This window comes from Trinickia sp. NRRL B-1857, from assembly GCF_050470685.1.
In the GTDB taxonomy this organism is placed as follows: domain Bacteria; phylum Pseudomonadota; class Gammaproteobacteria; order Burkholderiales; family Burkholderiaceae; genus Trinickia.
On record NZ_JBFLUK010000011.1, the window covers coordinates 2351698 to 2370271 of the forward strand.

At 59.7% G+C, this 18574-nt stretch carries 19 protein-coding genes; 12 read left to right on the forward strand and 7 right to left on the reverse strand.

Annotated elements, in window-relative coordinates; translation table 11 throughout:
• Positions 1 to 13: 13 nt before the first annotated feature.
• Positions 14 to 853, forward strand: coding sequence for a heavy metal-binding domain-containing protein (locus tag AB1286_RS30895; protein ID WP_430366990.1), 840 nt, complete (start codon positions 14 to 16; stop codon positions 851 to 853).
• A gap of 54 nt (positions 854 to 907) precedes the next feature.
• Here the strand turns inward: AB1286_RS30895 and AB1286_RS30900 are convergent, their stop codons facing one another.
• Both AB1286_RS30900 and AB1286_RS30905 read right to left on the reverse strand, forming a co-directional pair.
• On the reverse strand, positions 908 to 1276 hold the full coding sequence (locus AB1286_RS30900) for a nuclear transport factor 2 family protein (RefSeq protein ID WP_430366991.1): 369 nt from the start codon (positions 1274 to 1276) through the stop codon (positions 908 to 910).
• A gap of 47 nt (positions 1277 to 1323) precedes the next feature.
• Complete coding sequence (locus AB1286_RS30905) at positions 1324 to 2451, reverse strand: MBL fold metallo-hydrolase (RefSeq protein ID WP_430366992.1); 1128 nt, start codon at positions 2449 to 2451, stop codon at positions 1324 to 1326.
• A gap of 81 nt (positions 2452 to 2532) precedes the next feature.
• Here AB1286_RS30905 and AB1286_RS30910 point away from each other — a divergent pair, with 81 nt between their 5' ends.
• The 4 genes from AB1286_RS30910 to AB1286_RS30925 all read left to right on the forward strand — a co-directional run bounded on the left by AB1286_RS30910 (position 2533) and on the right by AB1286_RS30925 (position 5671).
• A complete protein-coding gene (locus tag AB1286_RS30910; RefSeq protein ID WP_430366993.1) occupies positions 2533 to 3180 on the forward strand; it encodes a TetR/AcrR family transcriptional regulator in 648 nt (215 codons plus the stop codon).
• Between the two features lie 62 nt (positions 3181 to 3242).
• Entirely contained in the window at positions 3243 to 4034 is a 792-nt protein-coding gene (locus AB1286_RS30915; RefSeq protein WP_430366994.1) for a hypothetical protein, read from the forward strand.
• 50 nt (positions 4035 to 4084) lie between these two features.
• Positions 4085 to 5050: an ADP-ribosylglycohydrolase family protein gene (locus tag AB1286_RS30920; protein WP_430366995.1), complete on the forward strand. Its 966-nt coding sequence runs from the start codon at positions 4085 to 4087 to the stop codon at positions 5048 to 5050.
• Positions 5051 to 5053: 3 nt separating this feature from the next.
• The gene (locus AB1286_RS30925) at positions 5054 to 5671 is read left to right on the forward strand and encodes a class I SAM-dependent methyltransferase (protein WP_430366996.1); all 618 of its coding nucleotides are present in this window, start codon (positions 5054 to 5056) and stop codon (positions 5669 to 5671) included.
• Between the two features lie 57 nt (positions 5672 to 5728).
• On the opposite strand, the gene AB1286_RS30930 is transcribed toward AB1286_RS30925, so the two are convergent.
• Positions 5729 to 6634 (reverse strand): LysR family transcriptional regulator, encoded by a 906-nt coding sequence (locus AB1286_RS30930; protein WP_430366997.1) that lies wholly within the window; start codon positions 6632 to 6634, stop codon positions 5729 to 5731.
• A 118-nt stretch (positions 6635 to 6752) separates the two neighbouring features.
• On the opposite strand from AB1286_RS30930, the gene AB1286_RS30935 reads away from it, so the two are divergent.
• From AB1286_RS30935 to AB1286_RS30945, 3 genes are all read left to right on the forward strand, one after another.
• Positions 6753 to 7343 carry a flavodoxin family protein gene (locus AB1286_RS30935; RefSeq protein WP_430366998.1) on the forward strand — a complete coding sequence of 197 codons (591 nt, stop codon included), beginning with the start codon at positions 6753 to 6755 and terminating at the stop codon, positions 7341 to 7343.
• 74 nt (positions 7344 to 7417) lie between these two features.
• Complete coding sequence (locus AB1286_RS30940) at positions 7418 to 8473, forward strand: aldo/keto reductase (protein WP_430366999.1); 1056 nt, start codon at positions 7418 to 7420, stop codon at positions 8471 to 8473.
• A 162-nt stretch (positions 8474 to 8635) separates the two neighbouring features.
• Entirely contained in the window at positions 8636 to 9382 is a 747-nt protein-coding gene (locus AB1286_RS30945) for a glucose 1-dehydrogenase (protein WP_430367000.1), read from the forward strand.
• Between the two features lie 112 nt (positions 9383 to 9494).
• Here AB1286_RS30945 and AB1286_RS30950 read toward each other — a convergent pair whose 3' ends face one another.
• Positions 9495 to 9920: a cupin domain-containing protein gene (locus tag AB1286_RS30950; RefSeq protein ID WP_430367001.1), complete on the reverse strand. Its 426-nt coding sequence runs from the start codon at positions 9918 to 9920 to the stop codon at positions 9495 to 9497.
• A gap of 82 nt (positions 9921 to 10002) precedes the next feature.
• Positions 10003 to 10830 (reverse strand): AraC family transcriptional regulator, encoded by an 828-nt coding sequence (locus tag AB1286_RS30955; RefSeq protein WP_430367002.1) that lies wholly within the window; start codon positions 10828 to 10830, stop codon positions 10003 to 10005.
• A gap of 135 nt (positions 10831 to 10965) precedes the next feature.
• On the opposite strand from AB1286_RS30955, the gene AB1286_RS30960 reads away from it, so the two are divergent.
• From AB1286_RS30960 to AB1286_RS30975, 4 genes are all read left to right on the forward strand, one after another.
• A complete protein-coding gene (locus AB1286_RS30960; RefSeq protein WP_430367372.1) occupies positions 10966 to 11442 on the forward strand; it encodes a L,D-transpeptidase family protein in 477 nt (158 codons plus the stop codon).
• Positions 11443 to 11643: 201 nt separating this feature from the next.
• Positions 11644 to 12489 (forward strand): hypothetical protein, encoded by an 846-nt coding sequence (locus tag AB1286_RS30965; protein ID WP_430367003.1) that lies wholly within the window; start codon positions 11644 to 11646, stop codon positions 12487 to 12489.
• A gap of 178 nt (positions 12490 to 12667) precedes the next feature.
• Positions 12668 to 14104 carry a tetratricopeptide repeat protein gene (locus AB1286_RS30970; RefSeq protein ID WP_430367004.1) on the forward strand — a complete coding sequence of 479 codons (1437 nt, stop codon included), beginning with the start codon at positions 12668 to 12670 and terminating at the stop codon, positions 14102 to 14104.
• Positions 14105 to 14139: 35 nt separating this feature from the next.
• Positions 14140 to 15198: a hypothetical protein gene (locus AB1286_RS30975; RefSeq protein ID WP_430367005.1), complete on the forward strand. Its 1059-nt coding sequence runs from the start codon at positions 14140 to 14142 to the stop codon at positions 15196 to 15198.
• A gap of 87 nt (positions 15199 to 15285) precedes the next feature.
• On the opposite strand, the gene AB1286_RS30980 is transcribed toward AB1286_RS30975, so the two are convergent.
• Both AB1286_RS30980 and AB1286_RS30985 read right to left on the reverse strand, forming a co-directional pair.
• Positions 15286 to 16527: an MFS transporter gene (locus AB1286_RS30980; RefSeq protein ID WP_430367006.1), complete on the reverse strand. Its 1242-nt coding sequence runs from the start codon at positions 16525 to 16527 to the stop codon at positions 15286 to 15288.
• 125 nt (positions 16528 to 16652) lie between these two features.
• Positions 16653 to 18560, reverse strand: a complete 1908-nt coding sequence (locus AB1286_RS30985; RefSeq protein WP_430367007.1) for an amidase — start codon at positions 18558 to 18560, stop codon at positions 16653 to 16655.
• Between the last annotated feature and the right edge of the window lie 14 nt (positions 18561 to 18574).

Consider the following 18574-nt stretch of genomic DNA (forward strand, 5'->3'; position numbering starts at 1 on the left):
TCGAGAGAACACCATGAGCGAAACCACCACGCAGAACCCCGCGACACAATTGCCCGCCAACGCACGCGCGCGCTTGCAGGGTTTGCGTAGCAGTGCCCATCCGACGGCCGTGTTTACCTCCGACCTATCGGTCAACGAGTTCTTGCTCGTGCGCAAGGCCGGCTTCGAACCGATCGGCCTATGCGTGGGCAGCAGCATTTATCACGTGGGCATTCAGTACGGTTCATGGAGCAAGAACCAAGAACTCGAAGTGCTCTCACAAGCGATGTATCACGCGCGCGAATTGGCGATGTCGCGCATGCGCGAGGAAGCGCGCGCCATGGGCGCGGATGGGATCGTCGGCGTGCGCCTCGAAATCAAGCATGTGGAATGGGATGCCGATATCTTGGAGTTCGTCGCGATCGGCACGGGCGTGGTGCACAATCACGATCGCGAAGGCTTTCGTGCTCACGACGGCGGGCCATTTACCTCGGATCTATCGGGGCAAGACTTCTATACCCTGCTCAATTCAGGCTACCGGCCCATCGAGCTTGTCATGGGAAGCTGCGTCTATCACGTGGCGCATCGCGGAATGTTGAAGGCTTGGAATCAGATCGGCCGTAACGTCGAACTCGAGCAATTCACGCAGGCGATTTACAGCGCCCGCGAGTTGGCGATCGAGCGCATGCAAGTCGAAGCGCAAACCGCCAAGGCCGAAGGCGTGATCGGCACCACCATTCACGAGAAATCGTATCGATGGGAAAGCCACGTCATCGAGTTTTTCGCGATCGGCACGGCGGTCGCGCCGCTGCATACGGAGATCGACGCTAAGGACATCCCCGCGCCGACGCTCGTGTTGTCCGTCAACGACTGACGCCGATCGACGCGTCTTCCCGCGCTTTTGAGCCGGTTATCGATGAGACGGGGCCTAGCCGATCTTGGCGGCCTGCCCTGCCACGATTTGCCAGCCCGCGCCGCTTTCTCTCCATAGGCGGGAATAGGCAAAGTCGCCATCGAAAGGCGAGGAAGCGTAACTTCCCGCGAGCTTCGCCTTCGTCGTCACCCAAATCAATGCTCCGATCGCATGGATCTCGGTGTCATAGAGATCCAAACGATCGAGACGTAGGCGTTTATCCCGATGAGCGGATAGATCGTCTTTCTTCGATAGCACCTGCCCGTCCGGCCCCGTGAAAACGAGTTCGTCATCCAACAATCGGGTGAGCACGGCGACGTCGTTATCGAGCATCGCGCGTCGAAGTGCTTGCTCGTGTTCGAAGATGATCGCTTTGCTATCCATGGGCCGTTCTCGCAAAGAAACGACGCTTTCGCGCGTTGCTTAGGAGTCTAGCGCATCGATTTATTCAATGCCGCGAGTCCCTTTCTGCACGCCGCCCGCTTGGGTGCCTGAACGATCTCGGTGACGTTACGCCACCACCGTTCGCCACGATGCGGCTCGGCCAGATTCAAGCGCTCGCCCATCCGCGGCGTAGCAATCGCGATCCCACGAGCGGCGCTGAGCGACGTCACCCGCTCGAACGGCTCGTGCCAATGATGCATCGCTAGATCGAACGTGCCGTTGTGCACCGGAACGAGCCATTCGCCGCGTAGATCGATATGCGCCTGCACGGTTTCGTCAGGCTGCATGTGGACATAGGGCCACTGCGCATCGTAGGCGCCCGTTTCGAGCAGCGTGACGTCGAACGGACCGAGCCGTTCTCCGATCGATTTGAAGCCGTCGAAATAGCCTGTGTCGCCGCTGAAGAAGACGCGCAGATCGTCGTCGACGATGACCCACGACGCCCACAATGTGCTGTTGCCGTCGAAGAGACTGCGCCCCGAAAAGTGTTGCGCGGGCGTGGCGGTGAATTGCAAACCGCCGATCTCGGTGCCCTGCCACCAATCGAACTGTCGGATCTTCGCCGCATCGATCCCCCATTCGATCAACCGGTCGCCCACACCGAGCGGGACGAGAAAGACCTCGGTCGTTTCGGCGAGTGCGAGCACCGTCTCGCGGTCCAAATGATCGTAGTGATCGTGCGACAAAATAATGCCGTGCAGCGGCGGAAGCGCTTCGAGCGCGATAGGCGGCGCATGGAAACGCTTGGGGCCCATGCGCCGAAACGGCGACGCACGTTCGCCGAATACCGGATCGGTCAGCCAGTATTGGCCACGCAATTTGAGCAGCATCGTGGAATGGCCGAGCCGATACAGGCTACGATCGGGCGCGGCATGGAGATCGTCGCGCGTCAGCGCATCGACCGGCAAAGCGCCTGCCGGCACCGTGCCGCGGGGCTTATTGAACAGAACGTTCCAGGCAATCCGCAGCGTTTTGCCAAAGCCTTCAACGGGACGCGGCCTGACGTTGCGGAAGCGCTCGCCGTCGTGTTGCGGCGAAGCGTGCGACAACGCGCGACCGCGCTGCGCCGCGGTGAACCCAAGCGTTCGGCTAACGAAATCGATGATCGACGGCATCCGCGTGACCCAAGACGAAAGTAGACTGTGTAGTGTAGTTTGTTCTTCGGAAAAGTAAACTGCTTGGTGTAAAATTTTGCAATGACCGCAAGCTCTCCCCCTCAACGCCTGACCGACCGAAAGCGCGCTGCGATTATCGAAGCGGCGATCGAAGAATTCCTGGCAGCCGGTTTCGAAGCGACCAGCATGGATCGCGTAGCCGCGCGCGCGGGCGTATCGAAGCGCACGGTCTATAACCATTTCTCGAGCAAGGAAGCGTTGTTCGCCGCGATATTGCGCGAGCTGTGGGATGAGAGCCGGGACGGCGAAGCGCCGGCCTATCGCGCCGACGAGCCGTTGCGCCCGCAGTTGCTCGAGTTGCTGATGCGCAAGCTGCGTCTGTTTAACGGCGAAGCGTTCGTCTCGCTCGCGCGGGTGGCGATTGCAGCGGGCATTCATTCCCCGGAGCGGGCGCGTGACATGGTTGAGCGGATCGGCGAGCGGGAGGAAGACATAACCGTCTGGATCCGCGCCGCTACGGCGGATGGCCGGCTCAAGATATCGGATCCGCTCTTTGCCGCATTGCAATTGCAGGGGCTCATGAAAGCGTTCGCGTTTTGGCCCCAGGTGACGATGGGGCAACCGCCGTTAACCAAGAGCGAGCAAAAGAAAGTCGCCGGTTCGGCTGCCGATATGTTTCTGGCAATGTATTCGGGCGAGGAAGCCAAGAAAACGAAAACCTCGCAGTGAGGTGCCCTTCCTCGAAGGCTCGAATTGATTGAAGATTGCGCTTTGCACGTCTCGGAGCGATCTTGCCCCTGCTCTTTCTATTGATCTTGCCGGCTGCCTTCGCAGGGCGGTTCGCCGGCGTGCGGTTCGGATTTTGGGCCGGGCTCGCTGCGGTCGTCGTTACGCTTGCTGGTGAGATGGCTGCGATTGTCGTGATCGGCAATGCGTTCGGGAAGCGGCGAGAGGGGCAGTCTGCCTTAAACGAGCGTCGTCCCGAGCCAGGCGGCCGAGCTCGTCCGGTAAATGTCGTTACGGTGCCCGTTCGCGATCGTGAGGCCGAGGCGGTAGCCCTGAAGTCCGGATCGATTACGCTGATTCCGGCGGATAGCGTTCGCGGCTTAGATAGGCCAACACGGAACAAGTTGATTCGAAAACTCTACGCATCGCTGAAAGACGCCTTCGAACGACAGGTTCAGATCGAGGTGCAGCAATCGGTGACGCCCGGAGAAGGCGCGTCGGAAGAGAGCGAATTGCAGTTCATCGCCGTCCGGTCTCCGGACGGAAGCCGCGCCGGCTTCACGTTGGGCTCGGAAGGCTTTTCGTTCGCTGGGCATGCGTTGAAAGCCATCGAGCTTTGGAGCCTTGCGCCGGCGAAAGGCGGCGGCGGATTTAGCGCGTCCCTGTATTTCATCGATAAGGATGCGTTGCAGGGCTCGTTCAACGAGAAGTGGTCACTTATCGGCCCTCGCCTCGTCAGTTTCGATTTCGATGTCGACTATAGCGAGGAAGCCGCGGCAGCCATCGCGATTGCCGTCGAGCATATCGCCGCTATGACCGGTGCAAAATTCGAAATTCATGAAGGCGTCGATGTTTAGCGCCTCGCGCTGCGGGATTGCCGACGCGTTGTTCTACATTGGAGTGGACTGTGAGTCGTCACATGGATAACCAAGGTTCGGCGAGTCCGCTGACTCGAGAAGCTCGCCTGCGAGGTGGGCTATTCGGACTATTGGTTGGCGATGCGCTCGGTGTGCCCTATGAGTTTCATAGTGCGTCGTCGATTCCTGCCGCGACTCAGATCGAGATGGAGCCTCCCGCGGGCTTCGAGCGCGCGCACAGCGGTGTTCCACCCGGCACCTGGAGCGACGACGGCGCGCAGGCGCTCGCCCTTCTTGATGCGCTATCGCGCGATCGAGCGCTCGATCTCGATGCGTTTTCCAGAAATTTGCTCGACTGGACGCATCGAGGCGCGTTCACGCCGGATGGCCGTGTCTTCGATATCGGACTGCAAACGCAGCGTGCCTTCCATGCGTTGAATGCCGGGGTGCCCCCCGCCGAGGCCGGCCCAAGCGACGAGCGCGATAACGGGAATGGGTCGCTTATGCGATGCCTGCCTGTGATTTTGGTGGCATCGTCGCGAGATGAAGCAATACGCCTCGCCAGGAAGCAAAGTCTCGTTACGCATGGGCATCTGCGGGCGCAGCTTTGTTGCGCGCTCTATTGTTTGATCGCTGTGGAGATCGTCGATGGCCAGCGTGCTCCCGATGCCGTGAGAGCGGCGGAGGACGAATTGCTGGTTCGATATAGCAATACGTTAGATGAAGGCGAATTGAAGATCGCGCTCGATGGCCGGTTCGATGCACCGCAAGGCTCGGGGTATGTCGTCGATAGTTTGTGGTCGGCTGTTCATTGCCTCCTTTCGACAGGCAGCTACGAAGACTGCGTGAAACGTGCGGTATCGCTCGGTAACGACACCGATACGACCGCTGCAATTGCGGGTGGTTTGGCGGGACTTCTCTATGGAGAAGAGGCGGTGCCCGAGCGGTGGATTAGGGCGTTGCACGGGCGGGATATTGTTGAGGAACGGCTGGCGAAGGTATGCAGGGAAACTTAGCGAATGTCAAACTCCGTTCCCGGAACCGAGGGCTATGCGGAAGATGCCGCCGCACTGGTCGCCAGATGGCGTAACGTCTCGTTTGAAGACGTCCATCGCTCCGTCTTGCACCTCATTGCGAAATCACCATCGCGCATCCTCGATCTAGGCGCTGGAATGGGCCGCGATGCGGCAGCCCTGGCAGCGATGGGCCACTCGGTAGTTGCGGTCGAACCGGTGAACGAGCTGCGTGCAGCCGCGATAGGTCTTTACCCGACTCGAAACGTCATCTGGCTTGACGACAGTCTTCCTGAGCTGACTGCCGTAACGCAACGCGCGCTGAGCTTCAACACCGTTCTGATCACCGCGGTATGGATGCATCTTGACGAATCGCAGCGGCAGCGAGCGATGAACGTGGTTTCGGGGCTGTTAGAGGAAGAGGGCCATTTGATTATGTCGCTACGCCACGGCCCCGTTCCCGCTGGTCGAAGGATGTTCGATATCTCCGCCTCCGAAACAATCGACCTTGCTGAAGCGTATGGCCTCGCGCTTGCGCTAAATACGACGACGCAGTCCGTTCAGCAAAGCAATCGCTCGATGGGTATCAGTTGGACCTGGCTCGCGTTCCGGAAGGATCGCTAGTCCAAGCTGATTAGTCGGTGGCTGATCATTCCCCCACGGGGGTAAGCTAGATTCCAATCAATCGAAATAAGGCGCCAAGACCTTTTCGATCCAATTCATGAAAGCTCGGACGCGTCGCGACAGATTACGGCGATGGGCAACCACGAGCCATGCGTCCAAAGGCTTGGGCCGCAGATTCGGAAGAACCTCCACTAGCGCGCCCGATTCGATGTACTGTGCGAGCCCCGGGTACCCCGCCTGGATCAACCCAATGCCGGCCAGCCCCGCTGCATGATAGGCCTGCACATTGTTGACTTGCATGGCGCCCGGCAGCGGCAGTGCAGCGAAACCCTCGCCATCCGGGTACTCCCATCCCGCAACTTTGACGCCGAATGTGCGCGTGTAATGCACCATCTGGTGCCCCTGACGGTGCAGATCGTCAAGCGTATGCGGCACGCCGTACCGGGCGAGGTAGCGCGGACTCGCCGCATTGATCATCCGCAGCTTGCCAAGCGGCCGAGCAACCAGCGTCTCGTCGACGATCGGCCCCAAACGAATCACGCAATCGAACCCCTCTTGCACGAGATCGACGCGCCGATCGGTACTCGAAAGCTCTATCTGCAACTCCGGGTGGGAAGCCAACCATTGCGGCAGCTCGGGCACCACGACGTTGCGAGCCAATTCGGTCGGCATGTCGACGCGCACTGTTCCCCGCAGCGGCGCACCGTTATCCGCGAACATCGACTGCAACTCCTCCACTTCGGCCAGCAAGTCACGCGCGCGTGAATACAACGCGCGCCCATCTTCGGTCAGCCCCACGCTGCGCGTTGTCCGGTGCAGGAGCGTCGCCCCCAACTCTCGCTCAAGCGTGCGAATGACGGTAGACACGCGCCCTTTCTGAATCCCCAGACTCTCCGCGGCTCGCGTGAAGCTCGTCATTTCGGCGACGCGGGCAAAGATCAAGAGTGCGTCGAGGTTTTGCATTGTTCACCCAGAGAGAAACGGAACGTTCAATTTGGCCTCATTTATAACTCATCGACGACTCAATAGACTAGCTTCCGATGTCCTCCGCCGAGGGCAAGCCAAAAGAAAGGGAACAACCATGACCGAAGCTAACTCGCCGATCACAACCGCCGTCGTCTACCACTCCGGCTATGGGCATACCAAGCGTATGGCGGCGGCTGTCGCTGAAGGCGCCGGCGCCGTACTCGTTGCAATCGACGCCGAAGGAAACCTTGCCCAGAACGATTGGGACATGCTTGCTCGCGCCGATGCGATTCTTTTCGGGTCGCCGACCTACATGGGCGGCCCGAGCTGGCAGTTCAAGAAATTCGCGGACGCATCGTCGAAAGCCTGGTTCGAAGGAGCGTGGAAAAACAAGATCTTCGGCGGCTTCACCAACAGCGCGAGTATCAACGGCGACAAACTCAATACGCTCGAATACTTCTTTCTGCTCGCCGGTCAGCACGGCGGCATCTGGGTCAGCATGGATATCAAGCCGGCAAACATGAAGGCCTCCGTCCGCGACGATCTGAATCGTATGGGTTCGTATATCGGACCCATGGCGCAAACGCCCGCCGATGCATCGCCCGAAGAAATGTCGTCGGGCGACCTCGAGACGGCACAGCGCTATGGCGCGCGCGTTGCAATGATCGCAGCGCAACTCCGCTTCGAGGAACATCAAACCGCCTGACATGTCGGTTGCGCAGGCAGCGATAGGCCGAACGCCGCCGAATCTTATCCAGTCCAGTCTTGAAGGGAATGACCATGAAATATAAGCAGCTCGGCCGTACCGGCCTATATGTCTCCGAGCTTTGCCTCGGGACGATGACGCTAGGAGGCAATGCCGATGCGGGCATGTGGACCGCAATTGGCTCATTGGGTCAGGACGAAGCCAATCAGTTGATCGCTCGTGCACTTCAGGCAGGGATCAACTTTATCGATACGGCCGATATCTATTCCTTCGGCCAGTCCGAACGCCTCGTCGGACAAGCACTAAAAGACATCGGGGTAGCACGCAGCGACGTTGTGCTGGCGACGAAAACAGCCGGCGCAATGGGCCCAAAGCCTAACGATCAGGGCGCATCGCGCGGTCATATTATGGATTCGGTGCAGCGAAGCTTGGAACGGCTCCAAGTCGACCATATCGACCTTTACCAAATTCATGCCAACGATTCCGTCACGCCGATCGAGGAAACGCTACGCGCCCTCGACGATCTCACGAGGCAGGGCTTGGTCCGCTATGTCGGCGTGTCGAATTGGCGCGCGGGCAAAATCGGCAAGGCGCTTGGGTTAAGCGCAGCGCTTCACGCCACCCGCTTCGAGACGCTGCAAGCCTACTATTCGATTGCCGGACGCGACGTCGAACGCGAACTCGTGCCGCTCGTCGTCGAAGAACAGATGGGGCTGCTCGTTTGGTCCCCGCTCGCCGGCGGCTTGCTATCCGGAAAGTTCGGCCCCGGGGCATCGAACGAAGAAGGTTCGCGCCGCACGCATTTCGATTTTCCGCCCGTTGATCTGGAACGGGCCTGGCCGTGCGTGGCCGAAATGCGCGCCATCGCCGATGCACGCGGTATTTCTGTCGCGCGGATTGCGCTCGCCTGGATACTCGCCAAGCCTTATGTGACGAGCATCATCATCGGTGCCAAACGTGTCGAACAGCTCGAAGACAATCTCGGCGCAGTCGACGTCGTGCTCACCGAGGAAGAGCTGTCACGTCTCGACGCTGTCAGCGCCCTGCCCGCCTCCTATCCCGGCTGGATGATCGATCGTCAGGACGCGAGCCGGCGTCCCCTGCCTTTCAAGCCTTCTCTTAGGGCTTAAAACCCGCTGCTAAGGGGATTGTTCGTCAAACCCCTCAAGTCTATTCGCCTCGAGGCGCTTTTTAGAAGCGCCCTCGCCGCCTACATTCATTTCACCGCGGACCGGTTGGTCATTGAAGCAACCGGATCCTTCCAACGTATTGGTCAGATGGGAGAAATGAATATGGGTAAGCTCGCAGGCAAAGTGGCGGTCGTCACAGGTGCATCGAAAGGTATCGGTGCAGGTATCGCCAAAGCCCTTGCACGAGAAGGCGCTTCGGTGGTGGTCAATTATGCGAGCAGCAAGGCGGGTGCCGACGCAGTCGTCGCCGCGATCGAGTCGGCCGGCGGCAAAGCGATTGCAGTAGGGGGCGACGTATCCAAAGCCGCTGACGCTCAAGGCATCGTTGACGCAGCGATCGAGACTTTCGGCCGCCTCGACATCGTCGTCAATAATTCGGGCGTCTATGAGTTGGCGCCGATCGAAGAATTCACTGAAGAGCAGTTCCACCGGCAGTTCAATACCAACGTGCTCGGCGTCCTGCTGACGACGCGCGCGGCCTTGAAACATCTAGGCGAGGGTGCGAGCATCATCAACGTGAGCTCGGTGGTAACCACGATCACGCCGCCGGGAACGGCTGTGTATTCGGGCACAAAAGGGGCCGTCGACGCGATTACGGGCGTACTGGCACGCGAGCTGGGACCGAAAAAGATCCGCGTCAACGCCATCAATCCGGGGGTCGTGATTACGGAAGGCACGCATGCAGCAGGCATCGTCGGATCGGATTTCGAAGCGCAGGCAGTGAGCCAAACGCCGCTCGGCCGAACCGGTCAACCGGAAGATATCGCGTCGATTGCGGCGTTTCTCGCATCGGACGACTCGGGGTGGTTGACGGGCGAACAAATCGTGGCAAGCGGCGGTATGCGCTAAGAGAAACGTACTAGTGATGTACGTTGGGCGCGATCGAGAATTCGTGCTCAACGTACACGTACTGAGCAAGGGTGCGACTCAGCAGAGCCGCGCCTGCCTCAAATCCTGCACGTCAAATCCACTGATCGTTTGCTACAGTCAGTTCGCTTGTGCCGCCGTCGCCTGTGTTCACCACACCTCGCGGCTCGATCAGCAATAGCTTCACCTCGCCTTGAGCGCAAGGCTTATGCTCCACACCTTTCGGCACAACGGCCATTTGACCGGCACGCAATACGATCGAACCGTCGCCCGATGGTCCGCCACGAAAATCGATTCTCAATTCGCCGTCGAGGACGATGAATGTCTCGTCGGTATCGGCGTGTGCGTGCCAAACGAAATCGCCTAGAAGTTTAACGACCTTAAATTGATAGTCGTTCATTTCCGCGACCACGCGCGGTTGCCAGTGGCCGTCGATCAATGCGATCTTGCCGACCAAATCGATGGCTTCGCATTGTCCGCGCGCGGCGGGTGCGGTTTGGGAAAGCGTTGATGCCGACATCGTTTTCTCCAAGCGGGTGTAGAGGTGCTCCCGAGAGTACGCGGCGGCTCATGAACCGTATTGAACGATCGTGGGAAAACGATCAGCCGCGCCGGGCGACGCCTCCCACCTGAAGCCAATGTCCGGGCGTTTGCCCGAACGTCTTCAAAAAGTGCCGCGTCATGTGACTCTGATCGGCGAAGCCGGCGTCTGCCGACGCGTTCGCAAGCGATACGCCCAATAGCAACATACGGCGCACCGCACCGAGCCGGCGCATCGTTAGGTAACGATACGGACTGGTGCCGTAGTAGCTACGAAAGTCGTGAGAAAGACTCCAGCGGTCACGGCCGGTGAGGCGTTCCAGTTCGTCCAGCGCGACCGTACGCGTGAGGTTCGCGTCGAGATAGTCACGCGCGTGGCGCGCCGCGAGGTAATCGCCTTTTCCTTGCAGGCAGGGCACTCCGGCAACGGCAGCCAGCGCATGGGCGAGTTCGGCCAACGCATCGGTTTGTTCGAGCGGCTCCAGTGTTTGGCCGACTCGTTGCAGCAAGGTTTCCGTCGCCACCGCTAGACGCGGATCGTTCGTTACGCCGCCTTCGAGGAAAGGTAGCGGGCGGCCGCCCAGCGCATCTTGGAAGAGTGCCGGCTCGACGTAAATCATGCGGTAGCGGAAACCCTCTCCGGTACCGGCTTGACCATCGTGCGCTTCATCGGGATGAAGCACCATCGTATTTCCCGGCAAACTATCGCGCCGGCTGCGGCGATAGTTGAAGCTCTGCACGCCGGCGAGCGTACGGCCGATAGCGTAGGTATCGTGCCGATGCATCGCATACGCATTGCCTTGGAACCACGCTTCGATCCGCTCGATACCGTCCGCGGACGTGGCGTGCGTTATCCAGTCTTGACGTGCGGGGACTGGTTTTCGGGGCATGAGATTCGCGCGAGTTAATGAAATCGATCCGGGGCAGAATAACCCGCGGCGCATCCGTGCAGGATGCCATACTCCGGTGACATACGTAGGGGGACCGCCAGCCCGGTGATCATGAAAGTCGAAATACTTATGTCCATGCAGATCGTCGTAAGCCTCGCCGATCAAACGTTGGCCCTCTGGCGAAACGAAGCGCTAGTGCGGACCTACCGGATTTCGAGCGCAAAGAATGGCGCCGGTGAGCAGATGGGAAGCGGCTGTACGCCTCGCGGTCACCACATAATTCGAGCGAAGATCGGGGCCACCTGTCCTGTCGGGACCGTTTTTGTCGGGCGTAGAGAAACTGGTGAGATTTGGTCGCCCCAACTCGCGGACCGGTTTCCGGGGCGCGACTGGATATTGACTCGCATCCTATGGCTGCGCGGATGTGAGAGAGGAAGAAATCGATTAGGCGCTGTAGATTCGATGCAACGTTATATCTATATTCACGGCTGCCCCGAGACCGAGCCCATGGGGGTAGCGACATCTCATGGGTGCATACGGATGCGTAACGCGGATATCATCGACCTCTTTAACTTGATCGATTCGAGAACCTCTGTTTTCATTGAAGAGTAGGGAATAACGGAAGCTACGCAACTACGCGGGGCGACTGCTTTGGTCGGCCTCCACGCGCTGGCCACCGATGCCCGACTCACTCGAGCGATACCGCCGACTAGCCCGCACTTCCTCAAAAACATCGAACAGCTATGAGCCGCGGCCCGGCACAAGGCCGGAGCGGCTAAACAGGCACAGCAGCTACCCTTATCCACACGCATCATGATTGAAAGAACCACCACGCTATATGTGATGATCCTCGGGTCGATCCTTCAAGCGACGATGTCGCTTATCTCGCTCGCGTCTTCCGCACGCTTCTTGTGGCAAGGCTCCGCTGCGATCGCCGCGGCGTATTCCGTACAGCAGCGCGCCGCTTGGGCGATTGCGGCACTATGGTCGGTTGTGGCCGTCATTGCTGGCGTGGCGATGCTTCGCCGGCGCATATGGGCACGCAGCCTGTACGCGGTGGGTGGGCTATTCGCGCTTTTAGCTTGGTTCGCTTTGCTTCCCTGGCCCCTTGTCATAACCGCGGTAGTGCCCGTTGCGGCCACGACCGCCGCGCTCTACAGCCGCGCGGCGGAAACGCATTGGCGCGCTGTGACGGCCACCGCAAAGAAACCGCGGCGCGCGCTCGCCGCGACGACGCTCTTCGCGGCAGCGACCGGGCTTATCTACGGCACATACCTCGGCATGTTTCTCAGTCGGGGCTGGATGTATGAGCAGTTTGGCGGCAATCCCCCGCTCTATCACTTCATCGCTTGGATCGTTATCCTTGTCGGGGCGGTTTTTGTTTCTCCGCCAGGCACGCGTGCCTGGCAATGCGGCGTGTCCTTGATGGTGTCCGTCGTGGCACTCACCTTCGCTTTCATCGGCTTTCTACCTTATACGGCGGTGTTCGCGCGTCACCTAGGCGCGCAGTTTCACCCCTTCGAGATCAATTGGGGCCCTGCGGGATTCGGCGTAACCGTCATTGCCGGCGCCGCGTGGTTGCTGCTCTCGATTGCGAAGATGCGTCGAGGGCCGAAGGAGCCGCCATCGCCGCACGGCCCACTGCCGGATTTCACCTGAATTCGCCGCCAAGGCGCACCGTACCATTGGTCACCCCGCTTGATTACTCATGACCTATCGAATCGTCCTTCGCATAGCGAGCATCTGCCTCGCAGCCGCAATGGGCTTCGCCGCAAGCCCATCGACTGCCGTCACCCCATCGGCCCCTGCTGCAAGCTTAGCCGCCGCCGAATTCGCGATGAAACATCAGCAGTACCGCGAAGCCGCGCTGCTATTACAGCCCCTTGAGCAGCGCGGTGACGCGCGAGCGCAAGCCGATCTCGGCATTCTCACGTTGAGTGGATTGGGCGTACCGCGCGACGAAGTTCTCGCACGCACCATGCTTGAACGGTCGGCACAGCAGGGGGACGCTTACGGCCAACTCGTCCTTGCCGCGATGAACCTGTGGAGCAAGCCGGGCGCCGACTCAAACGCGAAGGCCCTAGCGATCGACCGGAAATATGCCGAACAAGGCAATGCATACGCCCAGTGCAGCCTCGGCGCGCTTTACCTCAACGGTCAAGGCGTGGAGCGCGCCCCCGACCAGGCCGCAGCGTGGTTTCAGCGCTCGGCCGGCCAAAACGATTCTTGCGGCCAAGGTGCGCTCGGATATCTCTATGACACGGGCACTGGCGTACCACGCGACGGTAAGCGTGCGGTTCGCCTTTACGAACAAGCCGCCGCACAGGGATTGGCCGCTGCGAGCAACAATCTGGCCGACTTATACGAGCACGGACGCTATGTGCCGCTCGACTACAAGAAGGCGCTCGACCTATACAAGCAAGCTGCTAGCCAGGGGCTTGCGCAAGCCGACACTAACTTGGGACGATTGTATCTTTACGGGCTGGGGGTACCCATCGATGAAAAAATCGCGCGGGACTGGTTGCTTAAAGGCCTGAACGCAGGCGATACCCATGCCTATGTCGAACTCGGCAACCTCGCGTTTCGTGGCGATCGCGGGAAGCACGACTATGACGGCGCGATTGAATGGTATCGAAAGGCGGTTGGATTGAATGACCCAAGCGGTTTCTCGGCAATGGGCTACATGTATGAGTGGGGGTACGGGGTCCAGAAAGACTACGCGCAAGCCTTCCGGTGGTACAAGCGAGGCGCAGAAGACGGCAACGGGCCATCCGCAGCGGCACTTGGACGGTTCTATCTACTGGGGCGAGGCGTGCCCGCGAACAATGCCGAAGGCCTTCGCTGGCTCGAACGCGCCGCATCCCAAGGTGAACACGACGCCCAGCGCAATCTCGGATGGGCGTATCAGTTCGGCAGGTACGACCTGAAAACAGACTACAAGATGGCGCGCCGCTGGCTTGTGCCGGCGGCAGTGGCCGGTGACGCAAACGCGCAATACGATCTTGCTCTTCTCTGGTTCTACGGACAAGGCGTCCAGCTCGATCGCCGTCGCGCGGTCGCTTGGAGTTGGCTTGCTTTGCGCAAAGGATATCAGCCCGCCCGAGCGCAATTCGACGAGATGTCCAGGCAAGTGTCTTACGACGAACAGGCCCAAGCCCGTTATGCGGCGGAACAATGGAAAGTCGGACGCGATATCGAGCTCCCGAGCGAACCTCCCGGCTACATTGGGCTATCGGCCTTCAATTTGAACGCACCATTCGCTCCGGGGCACTGATGGGCCGCGATAATGATGGGAAAGACACTCAAACAATGAACCAGGATTTCAGCTCCATCCGCGTGTCCGAAGTGCCGAGCGGGTTAGTCGTTTCCCACAGCCGTGCAAGCCGATTCGAATCAATTGGGCTGGTGGCCGTTTGCCTAGCGGCGCTGGTTCTGTCTTATTACCTCTCGTATCTAAGCCCTCCATCGATATTTTCCAACGACTGGTCTCTGATACCGATCTGCTTCTTAGGTAGCGCCGGACTGATTGCGCTCGTATTACGAAGCGGGACAGCTAAGTCCACGATCACCATCGGCATCGACGGCACGATCCGTGCGGGCATTGCCACATGGAAATTTCCCGGGCCGATAACTGCCATTGCACAAAAAACCGGAGGTCCGAGGGCTCCTAGCTATTGGCTCGACTTCCGGTATGGCTCAGCCACAGTGCGATTGCCAGGCGGGACAACAGAAGGCTCGACAATGGGCGCCGCCGTCCAAATCAATCGATGGAGCCGGGCTCGGGTGCATGGGGCGGTAGATCCATTCGAATCCGAAATGCTCAAGCCCGCGACTAGCTGGGGCACTTATTGCGGAATCTTTCTCACGGCTCTAGTCATCCTATCCGTGGTCAATCAGCGTAACGGCGCCTTTTTGAACCCACATGCGCCGCTCGGACCGTGGGCCAGAATTTCTCTAGTCGTGTTCTCCGTCCTTGTGGCCATCGCCGGCGGCATACGATGGAGTGCACTGAAGAGGATGGGCGTGGGTCGTGGCCCGGGAGTCTGGGCCGCGGAGATAGCGGTGACAGTACTCTTAATTCTCGGGGGCGGTGCAATCGTCACTCGAGATGCTCAGTCGATTGAGATGGGTGCGGCGGCGGCGACACCACTAACCTTCGACGCTCAATTGCATCTGACCAAGACGACTACCGGGAAGGGATGTCACCGCTACGTTATTCTCGAAGAACCATCGCTAGCCGGCCCCGTTCGATACTGCGATCCTCATCCACTGGCATACTGGAACGCGGCGAGTGAGGTGCGGGTCACCGAGCTAAGGAATAACTTCGGAATTCAAATCATCGAAGTCGACCGAGCAGACTCATATTGATCGATGAGTCCTCGTCAAATGTCGCCTCCGTGTTGTGATGCGCGGACCCACTCGGGCGCCCCATAGCATGGGCGCCCGTACTGAAAATCACGGATTCGCAAGCGCCACGTGTGCCGGATCGTGATTGGTCTTCGGCGTCTTCAACGTACACGCAATCACGCAAGCGATCGCGGCCGAAAGCACGAGGTACGAGAACGCCCCCACGTACGAGCCGTCGAATGCACCGATCAGATGCCCCATGATCACGGGAGCAATAAACCCGGCCATTTGCCCGCCGAAGTTGATCAGCCCCGTCGCACTACCCACCTTATCGTTCGGAAAGTACTTGAGCGGCACCGTGAAGACCGTTGCGTAGACCATCGTGAACGCGCAGATGCACAGCGTCCAATACAGCACGAGCAGCGGCAGCGAAGACGTCGTCATCATTAGGATGAGAAACAGCGCGCAAAGCAGCGCCCCGCATGCCATGAGCGGCTTCGATCGTTGGGCGCCCGCTTTATCGATGACATGCCCGACGACATTGGTGGCGAAAAACGCAGCGACGTAGGGAATCATCGAGGCAATCCCGATATGTTGAATGTCGATGCCTTTGACCTTCAGCAAATAGGATGGCATCCACGATTGAAGCCCGAGAAACAGCGTGCTGCTGCAAAACCAGATTAGGCCCACGCGCCATGTCATAGGATTGCGCAGCAGCTCCAGGTACTGCGAGCGGCTCTTCAGATTGTCCCTACCGCTGCGAAGATGAGTGCGCGGCTTGAGCATAAAGACGAACGCGGCGGCGACCACGACACCGCATACCCCCAATGCCGGAAACGTCCAACGCCAGCCGTAGGCGGCAATGACGCCAGCGACAAAAATGGACCCCGCCGCGTTGCCGAGAAACACGGTACTCGACATCAACGATTGCACGCGGCCCCGCTCATGCTGTTGAAAGTTCTCGGCGATCGCGACGGCATTGGCCGGCGCGAAGCCCCCTTCGCCGATACCGAACAGCAATCGAACGATGACGAGCGATGCGAACGACCAGGACATTCCGGTAAGCGCGGTGAAGATCGACCACATCACGATACATGCGGTCAGCACACGTTTAGCGCCGTATCGATCGGCCAGCCACCCTCCTCCAAGCTGCATGAAGGCATAGGTAAAGTAAAACGCGCCTAGAACGTAGCCGCGTTCCTGATCGTTGAGTCCAAACTCGTGTGCAATAGGGATCACCGCCGTGCTGATGACGATGCGGTCGGCGTATGCCACTACCCACGCAACGAATATGACGGCGATCAGCGCTACCTTGCGCCAGTTCTGTGCACTCAATGTTGATGTCTCCACGGCGACTCCTTAAGGCCTGGTTCTTTCGACCTGTCGAAACGAGTTCGACAGGCGCCAAGCTTTGAATGTGCGCGTACCAATATCGCGAAGCAATTGACGATATGGCGGTTGCCTATAGACGTACGTTATGGACTCGACGAGCCCGAGTTCGAGTGTCCCATCCGCTCGTCAGCAGTTGTACTGACGCGTGCCGGCACCACCTCCTGCGTTCCGCTCGTCGTGGTCAAACGCAGCACGACATCGCCGCTCACCCACCATGCAAGTTGATGAGGTGCGAGCGTAACCGTCTCGGCTCTCGTTCGTTCGCCACGTGCAAGCAGGTTGGCGAATACAGGACCGATCGACCGATCTCGCATGGCATGCGCCGTGACGGCGATCAGGCGATCGGCGAGGACCTCACCCGCCGAAACCTCGTAAGTGAGTTCGGCCGTCAGCCTGTCCAACGCATAGTCGACGCGTACCGTCTCTTCATCGCCGCTTCGCTCGCGCAGGTACACGCATCCACGTAGCTTTCGGCTCGATGCGGAAAGTGCAATCAACGATGGCGTGCTAAACGGCGGCACGCGGGTCCATCCTTGCGCCTCCCAATGGCTCGCGTAGCTCAGCAGGTCCTGCTCGGCGTAACGCAAACCCATGAGTTCGATGCCAACCGGCAGCGCGTCGCGCGTCCAACCTGCCGGCATGACGACAGACGGCAGTCCCGTTCCCGGCCCGAGTTGACTGTTGTCGGCCGGCAAGATCTCTCCGATTAGGGTCGGCTTTCGTCGCAAAGCCGGGTACGCCAATACGTCAACCCCATGCCGCGCCATACAAGCTTCAACGATCTCGCGCAGCTTCGCTTGCTGCGCAATGGCCTCGCGATAGGCCTCGCTATCCGACTCTTGCGCAGCATTTCTGACTTTGAGCACCGCATCGAGTTGCTCATGATGCAAACCGGCCGCAATGACTTCGCCCAGCGACCCTATCGCCGAAGCGGGGTATCGACGCAGGTAGCCGGCCAACGCGAAACGGAATTCATGCGCGATCACATTGCTTGCCCGCATCAGCGGTTCGAGATCCGGGATATCGACCTCGATCAGTTTCGCGCCTAACGCCTCCATCCGATACAACGCTTGGCGGGCCAGCTCCGAGACCTCCACCTCGTCCGCCGCATTTCCGAATAGCTGCGGCAATACACCGATCCTTAGCCCCGCCAATGCATGGGCGCGAATTCCAGTGAGATACGAACGGGGAAGATGTCGCTGTACGTCGACTGTCGACGCATCCGCGGGATCGGCACCCACGATGGCGTCGAGCACGATGGCAAGATCGGCAACGGTTCGAGCCAGCGGTCCCGGGATATCCTGTGTCGTCGACAGCGGCATCATTCCCGAACGGCTTGCCAGCCCACGCGTCAATCGCAGCGTATAAAGCGACTGACACGACGCGGGAAGACGCAGTGAACCGCACGTATCGCTACCGATGCCGACGGCGGCGAAACTTGCCGCGACGGCCGCTGCCGTGCCGCCGCTCGATCCGCCGGGCACGCGACGCGGGTCGTAGGGGTTGCGCGTAAAGCCGGTCAACGACGAAGCATTCGTCACGCCGGCGGCCAATTCGTGCATCGTAGTCTTGCCTAGTACGATGGCGCCGGCAGCCCGAAGCTTTTGAACGAGGAAGGCGTCCGACTCAGGGTAGAGATTCGCAAACGCCAACGAGCCGCCGGACGTCGGCAAGCCCGCCACGTCGACATTGTCTTTGATGAGGATGGGAATCCCATGAAGTGGCCCGCGCATACCTTTCGCACTGCGTTCGGCGTCGAGCGCCGCCGCTTCATCCAATGCGGAAGGGTTGAGCACGACGACCGAATTTAGCCTGGGCCCGCCCCGATCGAATGCGTCGATTCTATCGATGTAGCCCTGGACGAGTTGGGATGCCGTCACTTGTCCCGAGGACAGCGCGGCATGAAGCTGCTGCACCGACTTTTCGGTGACGTCGTAGATGGGTTCTCGCGTCGAGACTTGGTCTGTTGAAACATCAATCGATGTATCCATCGGCACTCCTGATC